General features: G+C 66.0%; 17 protein-coding genes. 12 read left to right on the top strand and 5 right to left on the bottom strand.

The annotated features are described in order from the left end of the window. Positions 1-8 precede the first annotated feature (8 nt). Genes BRAD3257_RS01760 through BRAD3257_RS01750 form a run of 3 tightly spaced genes read left to right on the top strand, consistent with a single transcriptional unit; the run spans position 9 to position 1,566 of the window. Positions 9-794, top strand: coding sequence for a heme ABC transporter permease (locus BRAD3257_RS01760; RefSeq protein ID WP_122400392.1), 786 nt, complete (start codon positions 9-11; stop codon positions 792-794). Continuing rightward, positions 791-976 carry a heme exporter protein CcmD gene (gene ccmD / locus BRAD3257_RS01755; RefSeq protein WP_122400391.1) on the top strand — a complete coding sequence of 62 codons (186 nt, stop codon included), beginning with the start codon at positions 791-793 and terminating at the stop codon, positions 974-976. Before BRAD3257_RS01760 ends, ccmD begins: the two co-directional genes overlap by 4 nt. Beyond that, positions 973-1,566 carry a DsbE family thiol:disulfide interchange protein gene (locus BRAD3257_RS01750; RefSeq protein ID WP_122400390.1) on the top strand — a complete coding sequence of 198 codons (594 nt, stop codon included), beginning with the start codon at positions 973-975 and terminating at the stop codon, positions 1,564-1,566. The genes ccmD and BRAD3257_RS01750 overlap by 4 nt, the downstream gene beginning before the upstream one ends. A gap of 136 nt (positions 1,567-1,702) precedes the next feature. Here the strand turns inward: BRAD3257_RS01750 and BRAD3257_RS01745 are convergent, their stop codons facing one another. Next, positions 1,703-2,305 (bottom strand): septation protein A, encoded by a 603-nt coding sequence (locus BRAD3257_RS01745; protein ID WP_122400389.1) that lies wholly within the window; start codon positions 2,303-2,305, stop codon positions 1,703-1,705. Between the two features lie 122 nt (positions 2,306-2,427). Continuing rightward, entirely contained in the window at positions 2,428-3,372 is a 945-nt protein-coding gene (gene ftsY / locus BRAD3257_RS01740; RefSeq protein WP_122400388.1) for a signal recognition particle-docking protein FtsY, read from the bottom strand. 58 nt (positions 3,373-3,430) lie between these two features. On the opposite strand from ftsY, the gene BRAD3257_RS01735 reads away from it, so the two are divergent. Next, positions 3,431-4,132 carry an RluA family pseudouridine synthase gene (locus BRAD3257_RS01735; RefSeq protein ID WP_162500533.1) on the top strand — a complete coding sequence of 234 codons (702 nt, stop codon included), beginning with the start codon at positions 3,431-3,433 and terminating at the stop codon, positions 4,130-4,132. A gap of 220 nt (positions 4,133-4,352) precedes the next feature. Beyond that, complete coding sequence (locus tag BRAD3257_RS01730; protein WP_122400387.1) at positions 4,353-5,462, top strand: DUF2336 domain-containing protein; 1,110 nt, start codon at positions 4,353-4,355, stop codon at positions 5,460-5,462. Between the two features lie 136 nt (positions 5,463-5,598). Here BRAD3257_RS01730 and mtaB read toward each other — a convergent pair whose 3' ends face one another. Together mtaB and dapF are read right to left on the bottom strand one after the other, a co-directional pair. After that, positions 5,599-6,852: a tRNA (N(6)-L-threonylcarbamoyladenosine(37)-C(2))-methylthiotransferase MtaB gene (mtaB, locus tag BRAD3257_RS01725; protein ID WP_122400386.1), complete on the bottom strand. Its 1,254-nt coding sequence runs from the start codon at positions 6,850-6,852 to the stop codon at positions 5,599-5,601. Further along, the gene (gene dapF, locus BRAD3257_RS01720; protein ID WP_122400385.1) at positions 6,852-7,727 is read right to left on the bottom strand and encodes a diaminopimelate epimerase; all 876 of its coding nucleotides are present in this window, start codon (positions 7,725-7,727) and stop codon (positions 6,852-6,854) included. The genes mtaB and dapF overlap by 1 nt, the downstream gene beginning before the upstream one ends. Positions 7,728-7,942: 215 nt before the next feature. On the opposite strand from dapF, the gene BRAD3257_RS01715 reads away from it, so the two are divergent. Together BRAD3257_RS01715 and BRAD3257_RS01710 are read left to right on the top strand one after the other, a co-directional pair. Continuing rightward, the gene (locus BRAD3257_RS01715) at positions 7,943-8,704 is read left to right on the top strand and encodes a GyrI-like domain-containing protein (RefSeq protein ID WP_122400384.1); all 762 of its coding nucleotides are present in this window, start codon (positions 7,943-7,945) and stop codon (positions 8,702-8,704) included. Positions 8,705-8,709: 5 nt separating this feature from the next. After that, a complete protein-coding gene (locus BRAD3257_RS01710; RefSeq protein WP_162500063.1) occupies positions 8,710-9,411 on the top strand; it encodes an SIMPL domain-containing protein in 702 nt (233 codons plus the stop codon). Positions 9,412-9,634: 223 nt separating this feature from the next. Here BRAD3257_RS01710 and BRAD3257_RS01705 read toward each other — a convergent pair whose 3' ends face one another. Continuing rightward, on the bottom strand, positions 9,635-10,699 hold the full coding sequence (locus BRAD3257_RS01705) for an MBL fold metallo-hydrolase (protein WP_162500062.1): 1,065 nt from the start codon (positions 10,697-10,699) through the stop codon (positions 9,635-9,637). A 455-nt stretch (positions 10,700-11,154) separates the two neighbouring features. Between BRAD3257_RS01705 and ffh the strand changes: the two genes are divergently transcribed. The 5 genes from ffh (at position 11,155) to rplS (ending at position 15,063) form a co-directional block, all read left to right on the top strand. Then, positions 11,155-12,702 (top strand): signal recognition particle protein, encoded by a 1,548-nt coding sequence (ffh, locus tag BRAD3257_RS01695; RefSeq protein ID WP_122400382.1) that lies wholly within the window; start codon positions 11,155-11,157, stop codon positions 12,700-12,702. A gap of 86 nt (positions 12,703-12,788) precedes the next feature. Further along, a complete protein-coding gene (gene rpsP / locus BRAD3257_RS01690; protein WP_122400381.1) occupies positions 12,789-13,121 on the top strand; it encodes a 30S ribosomal protein S16 in 333 nt (110 codons plus the stop codon). Between the two features lie 9 nt (positions 13,122-13,130). Continuing rightward, complete coding sequence (gene rimM, locus BRAD3257_RS01685) at positions 13,131-13,688, top strand: ribosome maturation factor RimM (RefSeq protein WP_122400380.1); 558 nt, start codon at positions 13,131-13,133, stop codon at positions 13,686-13,688. Between the two features lie 127 nt (positions 13,689-13,815). Next, a complete protein-coding gene (gene trmD / locus BRAD3257_RS01680) occupies positions 13,816-14,571 on the top strand; it encodes a tRNA (guanosine(37)-N1)-methyltransferase TrmD (RefSeq protein ID WP_122400379.1) in 756 nt (251 codons plus the stop codon). 111 nt (positions 14,572-14,682) lie between these two features. Then, on the top strand, positions 14,683-15,063 hold the full coding sequence (gene rplS, locus BRAD3257_RS01675) for a 50S ribosomal protein L19 (RefSeq protein WP_027573014.1): 381 nt from the start codon (positions 14,683-14,685) through the stop codon (positions 15,061-15,063). Positions 15,064-15,417: the final 354 nt, after the last annotated feature.

Here is a 15,417-nt window from a genome sequence, read left to right as displayed (position 1 = left end):
ACGATACCATGACGCTGATCGACCTCGCCAACCCCACCCGGTTCCTCGCGCTGACGGCGCGGGTGTTGCCGTGGCTCGCGGCTGCGACCGTCATCCTGCTCGCCATCGGCCTCTATCAATCCGCATACGCGCCGGACGACTATCAGCAGGGCGCGACCGTCAAGATCATGTTCATCCACGTGCCCAATGCCTGGCTGTCGATGTTCGTCTGGGGCGTGATGAGCATTGCCTCGCTAGGCACGCTGGTGTGGCGGCATCCGCTCGCCGACGTCGCCGCGAAAGCGGCTGCTCCGATCGGCGCCAGCTTCACTTTCCTCGCTCTGCTCACCGGCTCGCTGTGGGGCCGGCCGATGTGGGGCACCTATTGGGAATGGGATGCGCGGCTGACCTCCGTTCTGATCCTGTTCCTGATGTATCTCGGCCTGATGGCGCTGTGGCGTGCGGTCGACGATCCCTCGCGTGCGGCGCGCGCCGCCGCGGTGCTGACGCTGGTCGGCGCGATCAACCTGCCCATCATCAAGTTCTCGGTCGACTGGTGGAACACGCTGCACCAGCCGGCCTCGGTGATGCGCATGGGCGGCTCGACGCTCGACAAATCCTTCCTGATCCCGCTGCTCGTGATGGCGATCGCCTTCACGCTGCTGTTCGTCACGCTGCATTTGGCGGCAATGCGCAACGAGATCCTGCGCCGCCGCGTCCGCTCGCTGCAGATGATGCAGGCGAGCCGCGTCGCGTTCTCGAGCGAGTTGGGCACCGGCTCACATCAAGAAAACGCGTCAAAAGGGGCGGCGTGATCATGTCGCTCGGTCCTTACGCGTCCTTCATTGTGGCGTCTTACGCGGCTGCCGCACTCGTGATCGTGATCCTCATCGGGTGGGTCATGCTCGATTATCGCAGCCAGACGCAGCGCTTGCGCGAGCTGGAGGAGCGCGGCATCACCCGCCGCTCAGGCCGCAGCGCGACGGAGCGGCGATGAGCGACCGGTCGAGCTCCGCGTCGCCGCAGCGGCGCACCTTTCTGATGGCACTGCCGCTGATTGCCTTCCTCGGCCTCGCGCTGCTGTTCTGGTTCCGGCTCGGCAGCGGCGATCCTTCGCGAATTCCTTCGGCGCTGATCGGCCGGCCGGCGCCGCAGACGATGCTGCCGCCGCTCGAGGGCTTGCAGGCCGACAATGCGCCGGTGCCGGGGCTCGATCCCGCCGCCTTCAAGGGCAGGGTCACCCTGGTCAATGTCTGGGCGTCCTGGTGCGTGCCGTGCCATGACGAGGCGCCGCTCCTGACCGAGCTCGCCAAGGACAAGCGCTTCCAACTGGTCGGCATCAACTACAAGGACGCCTCCGACAACGCGCGGCGCTTCCTCGGCCGCTACGGCAACCCGTTCGGCCGCGTCGGCGTCGATGCCAACGGCCGCGCCTCGATCGAATGGGGCGTCTATGGCGTGCCAGAAACGTTCGTCGTCAGCCGCGAGGGCACCATCGCCTACAAGCTGGTCGGCCCGATCACGCCGGACAATTTGCGGACGGTGTTGATGCCGCAGCTGGAGAAGGCGTTGAAGGCGGGGAGCTGATCGCCGCGCTCGCGCCGCATACTCAACTGTCATCGCCGACTTGATCGGACGCCAGTCGGATACGAAGAGGCCGCAGCGTACTGGATGCCCCGCTCAAGCCCGGGCATGACAGCGATATGTGGAGCGACGCTTCGCCCTACCCCTTCCTGACATCCCCCGCTTCCGCCTCGCTTGCTTCCAGCGATGCCGGCGCGATCCCGTAGCGCTTGGTCAGCGGCATCTGGGCGATGGCGAAGATCATGGTCAGCGTGGTCACGCCAAACACCTTGAAGTTCACCCAGAAATCCGTGCTCTGGGTGCGCCAGATGATCTCGTTCAGCACGGCCAGGCCGGCGAAGAACAGCGCCCAGCGCAGCGTGAGGATACGCCAGCCCTGCGGCGTCAGGTTGAACATCTGGTCGAACATCACGGCGATGAAGGAGCGGCCGAACAGCAGGCCGCCGCCGAGGATCACGGCGAACAGGCCGTAGATGATGGTCGGCTTGACCTTGATGAAGGTCTCGTCGTGCAGCACCAGCGTCAGCGTGCCGAACACCAGCACGATCACGCCGGTCACGATCGCCATGATCGGGATGTGGCGCGTCACCACGTAGGAGGCGGCCATCGCCGCCACGATCGCAACCATGAAAGCGCCGGTCGCGGCGAACAGATTGAACTTCGCATTGACGAAGAAGAACACGAGCAGCGGACCGAGCTCGGTCGCAAGCTTGAACAGCGGATGCGGCTGGGTCTTGTCCATTCTCTCTTCCGTCTCTCCCATCCTTCGAGACGACCGCTTCGCGGTCTCCTCAGGATGAGGACCTCTTATGTGGCACGATCTCATCCTGAGGAGCCGCGCAAGCGGCGTCTCGAAGGATGAGGCTATTCGATTCCGGCGATGGCGCGGGCGAAGTCGCGCGCGGTGAACGGCGCGAGATCGTCGACGCCCTCGCCGACGCCGATGAAGTGCACCGGCAGCTTGAACTTCTCGGCGAGCGCCACCAGGATGCCGCCGCGCGCCGTGCCGTCGAGCTTGGTCATCACGAGGCCGGTGACCCCGGCGGTGCGATGGAAGGCCTCGACCTGCGACAGCGCGTTCTGGCCGACGGTCGCATCTAACACCAGCAGCACCGCATGCGGCGCGGTATCATCGACCTTGCGGATGACACGCACGACCTTCTCAAGCTCGTTCATCAGCTCGGCCTTGTTCTGCAGGCGGCCGGCGGTGTCGATCAGGAGCACGTCGATGTTCTGCTCCTTCGCCGCAGTCAGCGCGTTGAAGGCAAGGCTTGCCGAATCCGAGCCTTGTGCGGCAGCGATGACCGGCGTCTTCGTCCGCTCGCCCCAGACCTTGAGCTGCTCGATCGCGGCGGCGCGAAACGTATCGCCGGCGGCCAGCATCACCTTGCGGCCTTCGGATGCGAATTTCTGCGAGAGCTTTCCGATCGTGGTGGTCTTGCCGGAGCCGTTGACACCGACGACGAGGATAACGAACGGCTTCTTGGCCGTGTCGATCTCGAGCGGTTTTGCGACCGGCGCGAGCACCTTCTCGACCTCGGTCGCAACGACGTCCTTGACCTCGTCCGCCGAGATTGCCTTGTCGTAGCGCCCCGCGCCGACGGCGTCGGCAATGCGCACCGCGACCTGTGTGCCGAGGTCGGCGCGCAGCAGCACGTCCTCGATGTCGTCGAGCATGGCGCGGTCGAGCTTGCGCTTGGTGACGAGGTCGGCGACCGCGGTCCCGAGCGAGGACGAGGTGCGCTTGAGCCCGTTGGACAGGCGGCGCCACCAGCTCAGTTTTGGGGTGTCGGAGGTGGTATCGTTCATGATGGCGTGTTAGCCGTTCCGGCCTGCAAACGAAAGTCTTGACCGAAAGTCGTTGTCCTTGCTCGATGTTCCCGAATTGACATCAGACGAAATCCTGGCGCGCGTGCTTCATCGCGACGGCTTGATGCTGGTGATCGACAAGCCGGCCGGCCTGCCGGTGCATCGCGGCCCCAAGGGCGGGCCGAACCTGGAAGCCTGCTTCGACGCGCTCCGTTTCGGTCTGCCGCGGCCGCCGGTGCTGGCCCACCGGCTGGACAAGGACACCTCGGGGTGCCTCGTGCTCGGCCGCCATCGCAAGGCAACCGCCTCGCTCGGCCTGCTGTTCAAGCACGGCAAGATCGGCAAGACCTACTGGACGGTGGTCGAGGGCGGCCCTGCCGAAGATGAGGGCACGATCGACATGCCGCTCGGCCGGCTCAATGCCGAACGCGGCTGGTGGCAGAAGCCGGATCCGGAAGGGCAGAAGGCGATCACCAATTGGAGGGTGATGGGTCGCGGCGACGGTTTCACCTGGCTCGCCATGGAACCCGTCACCGGCCGGACCCATCAATTGCGGGTGCATTCGGCCGCGACGGGCTGGCCGATCTTCGGCGATAACATTTACGGCAACGGCCCGCGCTTCGGCGAGCCGCGCCTGCATCTGCATTCCCGCGAGATCGTGGTGCCGATCTCCCGGAACAAGGAACCGATCCGCGTGGTGGCGCCGGCCCCGCCGCATATGCATGAGAAGCTCAGGGCCTGCGGGTGGAATGGGGAGTAACCCAACTGCCTGACCCTCATGGTGAGGAGGCCCGCGCAGCGGCCGTCTCGAACCATGAAGCCCCGCTGCCAGACCTCGGCCTCCATCCTTCGAGACGCCCGCTTTCGCGGGCTCCTCAGGATGAGGATCACCATGGTTTACGAAACGTTCAGTGCTCGCCTCTAATGATCACGGTTGCTTAGAAAAAGCTTCCGTAACCGCTCAGGACGAGCCGCGCGTGATGACCAAGGCCGGGCTATCGATCATCGACGAGGTCGAATCCGCGATTCGGATGGGCTCGCCGGAAAAGGGGCTGGAGACGGCCCGGCGCGTCACCGAGCTGTTCCTGTGCTCCGCCGGCAATTTCGACGACGAGCAGATCGCGCTGTTCGACGACGTGCTCGCGCGCCTGATCGGCACCATCGAGCTGCGCGCCATCGCCGACATGGGCGCGCGCGTGGCGCTGGCCGAGATCAGCGCGCAGCTCGCGCCGATCGCGCAGGCGCCGCCGTCCGTGATCCGCCGGCTCGCCAACAATGACGAGATCCGCATCGCCGGCCCGGTGCTGCAGGAATCCGCGCGCCTCGACGATGGCGAGCTGGTGAAGATCGCATCAAGCAAGGGCGAGCCGCATCTGCTCGCGGTCGCCGGCCGCTGGTGGCTGAAGGAGATCGTTACCGACGCGCTGCTGGCGCGCCGCTATCCCAGCGTCAGCCGGCGGCTCGCGGCCAATCCCGGCGCACGCGTCTCCGGAGGCGGATTTGCCATCATCGTCGGCCAGGCCGAGAGCGATCCGGAGCTCGCGGTCAGCGTCGGCATCCGCGTCGATCTGCCATCGGAGCTGCGGCGCCAATTGCTGCGCTCGGCGACGGATGCCGTGCGCACCCGCCTGTTGTCGCGCGCGCCGCCGCATCTGTTCGAGGAAATCCAGAGCGCGATCGCAGCCGTCACCATCGGCGTCGAGCGCGAGATGTCCGGCGTTCGCGATTTCGAGGGCGCCAAGCGCGCGATTGCGAATCTCAAGGCGACCGGCCAGCTCGATGAGGCGACGCTGTTCGGCTTCGCCGGGCAGCGGCGCTATGAGGAGACGGTGGCGGCCCTGGCGGCGTTGTCCGGATCGACGATCGAGGTGATTCGCCCGCTGATGCAGAGTCTGCGCGAAGACGGTCTGCTGGTGCCGTGCAAGGCCGCGCAGCTCAGCTGGGAGACCACCGTGGCCGTGCTCGAAAGCCGCTTCGCGACAGGTGCGATGAAGCCCGCGGACATCGCCAGGGCGCAGGGACACTATGCGAGAATGACGGCGGAGAACGCCAAGCGCACGCTGCGGTTCTGGCAGGTAAGAGCGCTGTAGGGGGCGCGCTGCTCATCACACACTCGGCCGTCATTGCCCGCGAAGGCGGGCAATCCAGTATTCCAGAGACGGTGGAGATCAAACTGAGAAGCCGCGGCGTACTGGGTCGCCCGGTCGAGCCGGGCGACGACACCGACTATGTGGTGAGCCGCTCGCCATCAACGCCGGCAATCACTCGTGGCACGATGCCCCCCACCCGCTCGCCCGCAATCGCCACCGGCAGATAATGCTCCGTGCGGCCCTGCTCCCCGCTCTCGATCAGCACATCGCGCGTCGCGCCGATCTCGGCTTGCAGCCGCCGCCGCAGCGCCGCTTCGCCTGCGGCCCGCAGCCGTTTCGCACGCGCCTTGATCTTGGGACCCGCCACCTGCGGCATCCGCGCAGCCGGCGTGCCGGGGCGCGGGGAGTAGGGGAAGACGTGCAGGAAGGTGAGGCCGCATTCCTCGACGAGCTCGAGCGAGCGCGAAAACATCTCCTCGGTCTCGGTCGGGAAGCCCGCGATGATGTCGGCGCCGAAGGCAACGTCGGGTCGCAGCCGGCGGACCTGGTCGCAGAACACGATGGCGTCCCGGCGCGAATGCCGTCGCTTCATGCGCTTCAAAATCATATCGTCGCCGGACTGCAGCGACAGGTGCAGATGCGGCATCAGCCGCGAATCGTCGGCGATGGCGTCGAGCAGATCGGCATCCGCCTCGATCGAATCGATCGAGGAGATGCGCAGGCGCTTCAGCTCCGGCACGTGCCTCAGGATCTGCTTGGTCAACATGCCGAGCTTCGGCGCGCCGGGCAGGTCGGTGCCATAGCTGGTGAGATCGACCCCGGTCAGCACGATCTCGGCATGACCGCGCTCGACCAGCGCTCGCACCTGCTCGACCACGGCGCCCATCGGCACCGAGCGCGAATTGCCGCGGCCGAACGGGATGATGCAGAAGGTGCAGCGATGATCGCAGCCGTTCTGCACCTGCACGAACACGCGCGGCAGACCGCTCGCATAGCCGTCGATAAGATGCGGCGCCATCTCCCTCACGGCCATGATGTCGCTGACAGCGATCTTTTCGCTGGCACCAAAGTCGAAGGCGCTGCGCGTCTCCTGCCATGCAGACGATCGCATCTTGTCGTCATTGCCGACGACACGATCGACCTCGGCCATCTCAGCGAACATCTGGCTCTGCGTCTGCGCCGCGCAGCCGGTGACGACGATGCGCGCCTCGGGGCGCTCGCGCTTCAGCTTGCGGATCGACTGGCGCGCCTGCGCCACCGCCTCGTTGGTGACGGCGCAGCTGTTGATGACGATGGTGTCGGAAAGGCCCGCGCCCTCCGCTTTGCTGCGGATCACCTCGGCCTCGAAGGCATTGAGGCGGCAGCCGAAGGTGACGATGTCGACGGCCATCAGGCGACCGGCGCGAACAGCGCCGGATCGAAATGGCCCTCATATTCGAAGGTCGCGGTGCCCGTCATCAGCACGTGGTCGTCGCGCTCCCGCCATTCGATGCCGAGCCTGCCGCCCGGCAATGCGATCTCGACCTTGCGCGCGGCGCGCTTCAGCCGCGCTGCCGCGACGGCGGTGGCGCAAGCCGCCGAACCGCAGGCCCTGGTCAGGCCTGCGCCGCGCTCCCAGGTGCGGATCGTGATGTGCTGGGGATCGACGATCTGGGCGAGCGTGATGTTGGCGCGCTCCGGGAAGATCGGATGGTTTTCCAGGAGCGGACCGAAGCGGCCGAGATCGTAGGCGTTGACGTCGTCGACCCAGAACACCGCATGCGGATTGCCCATGCTCACGACGGAGGGCGAATGCAGGATCGGATTGTCGATCGGCCCGATCTGCAATTCGATGTAGCGGGTGTCGCGAAACTCTTCCGCCAGCGGAATGTCCTGCCAGCCGAATTTTGGCGCGCCCATGTCGACGGTGTAGAGATCGGGCGCCGGCCCCTGCCAGGCATTGAGCAGGCCGGCGGCGGTCTCGAAGGTCGCCGTGGTCTGGCCGGTCTTCTCGAAGATGCGGCGCACGACGCAGCGCATGCCGTTGCCGCAGGCGCCGGCTTCGGAGCCGTCATTGTTGTAGATGCTGATGAAGGCCTCGGTGCCGTCGAGCCGCGGCTTCTGCAGCACCATGAGCTGGTCGTAAGCCACGCCGCCGTTCGCGGACGCCACCGCGCGCGCATCGTCCGGCGTCACCCGGCCTGCGGAATCGCGCATGTCGACAACGACGATCTCGTTGCCGATGCCGTTCATCTTGGCAAATGCGTGGTTGGCCAGCGCGCTCATGAAAGTTCCCGAATTTCGCCTGTCTTATATGGCGATCCTCGGCCGCTTGGCCAGCGATTTGCGGCCGGTGCCGAGACGTCTGCTATGACGCATCTGTCATGGGACGAATTCAGCGCTCGCGTGTTAGAACGGCGCGGTTCGCGCGAACGGGGACGCTAAAGCCGGATTTGGGCCTTGGTGGGCAAGGTCTTGGGGAGAATCTTGGGGAGAATAAAATGATCAGGTTTCGTCGTTTCGCTCTGACCGCACTGGTCCCGGCAGCGGTCCTGTCGCTTGGCCTGTCATTTGGACTGCGCGAGGTTCTGGCGCAAACCCCGAGCCCGGCGCCCGCCGCGTCGGTCAGCCCCTCGCCGGCCCCGTCGGCCTCGCCCTCCCCCGCACCTTTGGCAACACCCGCCCCAGCGGCCAGCGCCTCACCCGCTCCTTCAGCATCGCCAGCACCCGCGGCCAGTGCCGCGCCCAGCCCGACCGCCCCACCGCCCGCCGCGGCCGCTACTCCTGCCCCGGTGCAGACCGCCGATCCCTTTGGCCTCGAAACCACGCTCGAGGCCAAGAAGGTCGTGATGGTCAAGGGCACGGCCAATTGGGACTCGGCCTTCGACACCCTGATCGATGCCTTCAAGGCGCTGAACACGCTGTTGGACAAGCAGGGCATCAAGCCATCAGGCAATTCGATGATCGTCTACACCTCGACCGACGACACCGGCTTCACCTTCCTCGCCGAGATCCCGGTCGACCAGGAGCCCAAGAACCTGCCCAAGGACATGAGCATCGGCAAATCGCCTGAAGGCAAGGCGCTGAAATTCGTCCATCGCGGCTCCTACGACAACATGGACAACACCTATGAGGCGATCACCAATCACCTCGACGACAAGAAGCTGGAAGCCAAGGACACCTTCATCGAGGAGTACCTCACCGATCCCCTGAAGACGGCGGAGGACAAGCTCGTGATCAATGTTTTCGTGCCGCTGAAGTGAGACTGATGCAAAAGCCTGCCCTGCTCGCCGCCGTTTTCGCCACCGCCGTGCTGACCGCCTCCGCACGCGCCGACGATTTTCCGTCCGCCATCACGGTGAGCGGCGAGGCCACGATTTCCGCGGCGCCCGATCTCGCGCACATCGATGCCGGCGTCGCCAACGACGCCAAGACGGCGAAAGAAGCCTCCGATGCCAACAACGCCGCGATGGGCAAGGTGCTGCTGGCGCTGAAGGGCGCAGGGATCGCCGAGACGGATTACCAGACCTCGCGCCTGTCGCTGCAGCCGCAATACGGCCAGAACAAATCCACCGGTGCTTCGCCCGTGGTCGGCTTTCGCGCCTCCAACCGCGTCACCGTCAAGATCCGCGACGTGACCAAGGTGGCCGGCATCATCGACACGCTGGTCAGCGCCGGCGCCAACGACATCGGCAACATCTCCTTCGAGGTGACGCAGGCGTCAAAACTGCTCGACGACGCGCGCGAGCAGGCGGTGGCGGACGCCCGCCGCAAGGCGGAGATTTATGCCAAGGCCACCGGCGTCACGCTAGGCGCGCCGCTCAACGTGTCGGAGGGCGGCGGCCCAGTACCGCTGTTCAAGGCGCGGATGGCGACGGCCCCGATGGCTGCGCCGGCCGCCGTTGCGCCGGGCGAGGAAACGCTGTCGGTGACGGTGAATGTGAGCTGGGCGATCAAGCAGGGACAGTAGGCCGTAAGAGGCACACTGCGCGATCCAATTTCGCTGTCGTCCCCGCGAACGCGATGGCGAGCGCGGGGACCCATAACCAGAGAACAATGTGGGCAGAACTCCCACTCCGAGTCGTCGCCAAACATCTCCCTTGGATATGGGTCTCGGATCTGCGCGCGCTCGAGGCGCGCCTGTCCGGGACGACGGGCTGTATGTGTGGTGACAGCGGAGTAAATCGCGCGCGCTAAATCTCCACGACCTGCCCGGGCTGCATCGCCACGAACCGCTCCTGAGGAATGTTCGCGGCATCGAGGGCCTCGACCAGCGCCTTGGCCGGCGCGTCGATTGCTTCGTCGGTGAGCTGGAACGTGCCGTGGTGATGCCCGAGCGCGGCCTCGGCGCCGCAATCGGCCAGCGCCTTCACGGCGTCTTCGGGATTCATGTGCTGGTCCCGCATGAACCAGCGCGGCTCGTAGGCACCGATCGGAAGAATCGCCAGGCGCAGCTTCCCGTGCTTCTCGGCGACGCGGCGAAAGTGCCTGCCGTCGCCATAGCCGGAATCGCAGACGACGTAGATCTTGCCGGCCGGCGTCTCCAACACGAAACTCGCCCACAGCGCCTTGTTGCGGTCGAACAGGCCGCGCGCGGTCCAATGCCGGGTCGGCACCAGATGCACGGCGACGCCTTCGCCGAGCTCGACGCGATCGTGCCAGTCGAATGCTTCGGCCTTGATGGTGGGATCGGCGCTGCGCATCGTGACGTCGTTGCCGAGCGGGGTGACCACGCGCGGAGCGAAATTCTTGGTGAGCCGCGACAGCGTCGCGATGTCCAGATGATCGTAGTGCCCGTGCGAGACCAGCACGACGTCGATCTTCGGCAGCTTCTCGAAGGCGATGCCGGGATCGTTGTGCCGCTTCGGTCCGGCCCAGGCGACCGGAGAGACCCGCATTGACCAGACAGGATCGATGAGGATGTTGAGACCGCCCGCCTGGATCAGCCAGCTGGCGTGGCCGACGAAGGAGAGCCGCACCTTGTCACCGTCGACACGCTCCGGCGGGGTGTCGGCATGGGCGCTGGGAGCCCAGTCCGGCCATTTCGCGCGCTGCCGGCCGCCGTCGAACTGCCAGCGCAAAACCTCTCGAAGCGATTTCGGCGGCGCCCCGTCCGGATCGAAGAAGTGCAGGCCGTTGAAATGGTCGGAGGCGGGGCGGTCATAGGTTTTCATGCTGGACATCCAGAAGGAGGGGATGCCGACCAGAGCACCGGCTCCGGCGAGCAGTCCGAATAGGCGGCGGCGGGTGACCGGCACGGCGGGCTACCAGGGATGGTCGGGACGGTAAGGCATCACCGGCTATATGGGCCAGCCTGGCGGAAAAGGAACCCGTCACCAAAAGGGGCACATTTTCAGTATCTTGCCCTACCAAAGGCACGGCGGCATCCTAACTTTCCTTGACTTTTGGGCGTGAGCGGCGTTTAACCCCGCCACTTTCTCGGAAAGGCTTTCTTTTCGACCCGCCGACCGGCCCTCGAGGCCGGAGGTCAACGCCCGACAGCGCTGTGCGCCCTCGGGCGCAAAGGTGTTTGGAAGATCGTTTGCCAGGAAGGTGGTCATCCCCCGCGAAGGCGGGGGATCCAGTACCCCCGAGGCGGCTCGGCTGGACCCGAGAAGTCGCGGCGTACTGGATGCCCCGCCTCCGCGGGGCATGACAGCGGTGAATAACGGAGCGCTCTTCCCGTCGGGAAGGCAGCAACAGGACAACGGCATTGTTCGACAATCTGTCGGAACGGCTTGGTGGCATTCTCGATCGTCTGACGGGGCGCGGTGCGCTGACCGAAAAGGACGTCGACGCCGCAATGCGCGAAGTGCGCCGCGCGCTGCTCGAGGCCGACGTCGCGCTCGAGGTGGTGCGCAGCTTCACCGAGCGCGTCCGCGAGCAGGCGATCGGCGCCACCGTCGTGAAGTCGGTCACCCCCGGTCAGATGGTGGTCAAGATCGTCCATGACGAGCTGATCAACACGCTCGGCGCCGAAGGCCAGACCATCGACGTCAATGCCGTGCCGCCGGTGCCGATCATGATGGTCGGTCTGCAGGGCTCCGGTAAGACCACCACCACCGCAAAGCTCGCCCGCCGCCTGGTCCAGCGCGACAAGCGCAAGGTGCTGATGGCCTCGCTCGACGTCTACCGCCCCGCGGCGATGGAACAGCTGGCCGTGCTCGGCCGCGACCTCGACATTCCGACCCTGCCGATCGTGGCGGGTCAGCAGCCGCCGCAGATCGCCAAGCGCGCGCTGGAAGCCGGCAAGCTCGGCGGCTACGACATCGTGCTGCTCGACACCGCCGGCCGCACCACGCTCGACGAAGAGATGATGGCGGAAGCGGCTGCAATCAAAGCCGCCGCCAATCCGCACGAAGTGCTGCTGGTTGCGGACTCGCTCACCGGCCAGGACGCCGTGAATCTCGCGCGCTCGTTCGATCAGCGCGTCGGCCTCACCGGCATCGTGCTGACCCGCGTCGACGGCGACGGCCGCGGCGGCGCCGCGCTGTCGATGCGCGCCGTCACCGGCAAGCCGATCAAGCTGATCGGCACCGGCGAAAAAACCGATGCGCTGGAAGATTTCCATCCTGATCGTATCGCCGGACGCATCCTCGGCATGGGCGACGTGGTCTCGCTGGTCGAGCGTGCCGCCGCCAATATCGACGCCGAAAAGGCCGCGCGCACCGCCGAGCGCATGCGCAAGGGTCAGTTCGACCTCAACGACATGCGCGAGCAGCTGTTGCAGATGTCCAACATGGGCGGCATCAGCGGCCTGATGGGCATGATGCCCGGCATCTCCAAGATGAAGAACCAGATCGCGGCGGCCGGCATCGACGACAAGATCCTGAAGCGCCAGGTCGCGATCATCGATTCCATGACGCGCGAGGAGCGCCGTCATCCGGACCTGCTCAAGGCCAGCCGCAAGAAGCGCATCGCGGCCGGCAGCGGCCAGAGCGTCGAGCACGTCAACAAGCTGCTCAAGATGCACCGGAACATGGCCGACATGATGAAGGCCATGGGCTCGGGCAAGCGCGGCCCGCTCGCCGGCATCGCGCAGGCGATGGGTTTTGGTGGCGGCATGAAGATGCCCTCGCCGGAAGAGATGAAAGCGCTGCAGGAGAAGATGCAGGGTGGCGGCGGACAAGGCCTGCCCAACCTGCCGAAGGATCTGCCGCCTGGTCTTCGCACTGGCCTGCCGAACCTTCCTGGTCTCACCGGGCTGAGCGGCAAGCCAACGCTGCCGGGCCTCGGCGGTTTCCCGGGCAAGAAGAAATGAGGAATTCGTCGCGGGGGACCGCAACAGGCCTCACGCAACGCGGAATACCAATCAACCGAACAAAACGTACTTTGAAGGAGAACTGAATGTCCGTCGTTATCCGCCTCGCTCGCGCAGGCACCAAGAAGCGTCCCGTCTATCACGTCGTCGTCGCCGACTCGCGCTTTCCGCGTGATGGCCGCTTCATCGAGCGTCTCGGCCATTTCAACCCGCTGCTGCCGAAGGACAACGAGACCCGCCTCAAGCTCGACATGGAGAAGGTGAAGGCCTGGCTCGCCAAGGGCGCGCAGCCGTCGGATCGCGTGGCGCGTTTCCTCGACGCCGCCGGCGTCAAGAAGCGCGAAGCGCGCAACAACCCTGAGAAGGCCGTGCCGCGCAAGGAGCGCAAGGCGCAGGCCGAAGCCGCCGCCAAGGGCTGAGGCTAGGACATGTCGGCGCTGGTCTGCGTCGCGCGGATCGGCGCCGCGCATGGTGTGCGCGGTGCGGTCAAGCTGTGGACCTTCACCGAAGATCCGTTTGCCGTCAGGCGCTACGGGCCGCTTCTCGCCAAGGACGGCAAGCGCCAGTTCGAGGTCGCGACGGCGCGCGAGGCGAAAGATCATCTGGTGGCGACGTTCAAGGGCGTCACGACCCGCGATGAGGCCGAGCGCCTCAACGGCGTCGAGCTCTACGTTCCGCGCGAAAAGCTGCCCGCGACCGACGAGGACGAATATTACCACACCGATCTGATCGGGCTCGCCGCCGTCACCACGGACGGCGAGACGCTCGGCCGCGTGCTCGCGATCCATAATTTCGGCGCCGGCGACATCATCGAGATTGCCCCGCCCAAGGGCGCGACGATGCTGCTGCCGTTCTCCAACGCCGTGGTGCCGGAGGTCGACATCGAGGGCGGCCGCGTCGTGATCGCGCCGCCGCTCGAGATCGAGGGCGAGGAGCGGGGCGAAACTCTCGCTCCGAGTCGTCGCCGCGAAAGCGGGGACCCATAACCACAAGCCGTGGTTTTTGGCTAAGCTGGAGCCTCCAACCATCGCAAAACTGGCTGCGCTGGTTATGGGTCCCTGATCTGCGCGCGCTTGAGGCGCGCTTGTCGGGGACGGCGAGAACTGAGATCGAATGACCAACCCCTCACCCTGGCGCGCAACCGTGCTGACGCTGTTTCCGGAGATGTTTCCGGGACCGCTCGGCGTGAGTCTGGCCGGCCGGGCGCTGGCCGCCGGGCTGTGGCAGCTCGAGGCGCGCGATATCCGGGCCTCGGCCACCGATCGCCACCGCAGCGTCGATGACACCCCGGCCGGCGGCGGGCCGGGCATGGTGCTGCGGGCGGATGTGCTGGCGGCGGCCATCGATGCCGCTGGGATTGGTGCTGAGCGGCCGCGCTTGCTGATGAGCCCCCGCGGTCGGCCATTGACCCAGGTCCGGGTGGTCGAGCTCGCCCAAGGCCCCGGGCCCCTGATCGTCTGCGGACGGTTCGAGGGGGTAGACCAGCGGGTGATCGACCGGCGCGGCCTGGAGGAGGTCTCGATCGGCGATTACGTCCTGTCGGGGGGTGAAATCGCGGCCTTCGCCCTGATCGACGCCTGTGTTCGGCTCCTGCCGGGCGTGATGGGCAAGGAGGCCTCGGGAACCGAGGAAAGTTTTTCGGACGGCCTTCTGGAATACCCCCAATACACCCGCCCGCAGCTGTTCGAGGGGGTTCCGATCCCGGGGGTCCTCACCTCGGGCGACCACGCCAAGGTGGCGGCCTGGCGGCGGGCCGAATCCGAGGCCCTGACGGCGGCCCGACGGCCGGATCTATGGGCTCAAATCCCGGTCAAGGCCCCGAATCGGGCCGGCCGCCAAAAAACGCCAAAAAACAAGACAGACGGGTGACAAACGCTCCGGCTTGCCTTATAGGAGCGGCCAAATCCGCAATGGCTGGATAGACGAATTTCACGCAGCCCCCGTTTCTTCAAGGCTGGGCGCGCCGATGGAGATTTACCCATGAACCTGATCAAGCAGCTCGAACAAGAGCAATTCGACAAGCTGTCCGCTGGCAAGGACATTCCGGAATTCGGCCCCGGCGACACCGTGATCGTCAACGTGAAGGTCGTCGAGGGCGACCGCACCCGCGTGCAGGCCTATGAGGGCGTCTGCATCGGCCGTTCCGGCGGCGGTCTCAACGAGAGCTTCACCGTCCGCAAGATCTCCTATGGCGAGGGCGTGGAGCGCGTGTTCCCCGTGATGTCGCCGATGATCGACTCGATCAAGGTGGTGCGTCGCGGCAAGGTGCGTCGCGCCAAGCTCTATTACCTCCGCAATCTCCGCGGCAAGTCGGCCCGCATCGTCGAGAAGCAGGACCGCGCTGCTGCCGTCGGCGAGTAAACCTCGCCACCTGGCAAGTTTTTCGAAAGCGCGGGGCTCGGCTCCGCGCTTTTTTGTTGCGTCAGTGCGGCGCGCAAGGTGCCCGTCCCTCACCCTGAGGAGCGCGGAACGCGCGTCTCGAAGGGCGAGGCCACCGGCCGGGCCTTCATCCTTCGAGACGCGCGCCAAGAGCGCGCTCCTCATGCATGGTGTGCGTGGCGGTCATTTGAAACCACTCGCGATTCCAGTTCGGCCTGCTATATATTCTTGGAATGTTTCCAGATCTGACCAGCTTCGCCCCCGTCCAGCGCATCGTCATCGACGATCGCTCGCGGCTGCCTGGCCGGTTCTTCGGACGCTTCGCGACCTCGGCAA

This window comes from Bradyrhizobium vignae (assembly GCF_900324035.1).
GTDB lineage: Bacteria > Pseudomonadota > Alphaproteobacteria > Rhizobiales > Xanthobacteraceae > Bradyrhizobium > Bradyrhizobium vignae.
The sequence above is the reverse complement of the archived record's forward strand: the minus strand, read 5'-3'. Positions and strand labels throughout refer to the sequence as shown.

Excerpts from the sequence above, each read along its gene's own strand:
- BRAD3257_RS01760 (WP_122400392.1), top strand. The coding sequence starts at position 9 with ATGACGCTGATCGACCTCGCCAACCCCACCCGGTTCCTCGCGCTGACG.
- BRAD3257_RS01750 (WP_122400390.1), top strand. The coding sequence starts at position 973 with ATGAGCGACCGGTCGAGCTCCGCGTCGCCGCAGCGGCGCACCTTTCTG.
- BRAD3257_RS01745 (WP_122400389.1), bottom strand. The coding sequence starts at position 2,305 with ATGGACAAGACCCAGCCGCATCCGCTGTTCAAGCTTGCGACCGAGCTC.
- ftsY (WP_122400388.1), bottom strand. The coding sequence starts at position 3,372 with ATGAACGATACCACCTCCGACACCCCAAAACTGAGCTGGTGGCGCCGC.
- BRAD3257_RS01730 (WP_122400387.1), top strand. The coding sequence starts at position 4,353 with ATGACCAAGGCCGGGCTATCGATCATCGACGAGGTCGAATCCGCGATT.
- mtaB (WP_122400386.1), bottom strand. The coding sequence starts at position 6,852 with ATGGCCGTCGACATCGTCACCTTCGGCTGCCGCCTCAATGCCTTCGAG.
- dapF (WP_122400385.1), bottom strand. The coding sequence starts at position 7,727 with ATGAGCGCGCTGGCCAACCACGCATTTGCCAAGATGAACGGCATCGGC.
- BRAD3257_RS01715 (WP_122400384.1), top strand. The coding sequence starts at position 7,943 with ATGATCAGGTTTCGTCGTTTCGCTCTGACCGCACTGGTCCCGGCAGCG.
- BRAD3257_RS01710 (WP_162500063.1), top strand. The coding sequence starts at position 8,710 with ATGCAAAAGCCTGCCCTGCTCGCCGCCGTTTTCGCCACCGCCGTGCTG.
- rpsP (WP_122400381.1), top strand. The coding sequence starts at position 12,789 with ATGTCCGTCGTTATCCGCCTCGCTCGCGCAGGCACCAAGAAGCGTCCC.
- rimM (WP_122400380.1), top strand. The coding sequence starts at position 13,131 with ATGTCGGCGCTGGTCTGCGTCGCGCGGATCGGCGCCGCGCATGGTGTG.
- trmD (WP_122400379.1), top strand. The coding sequence starts at position 13,816 with ATGACCAACCCCTCACCCTGGCGCGCAACCGTGCTGACGCTGTTTCCG.
- rplS (WP_027573014.1), top strand. The coding sequence starts at position 14,683 with ATGAACCTGATCAAGCAGCTCGAACAAGAGCAATTCGACAAGCTGTCC.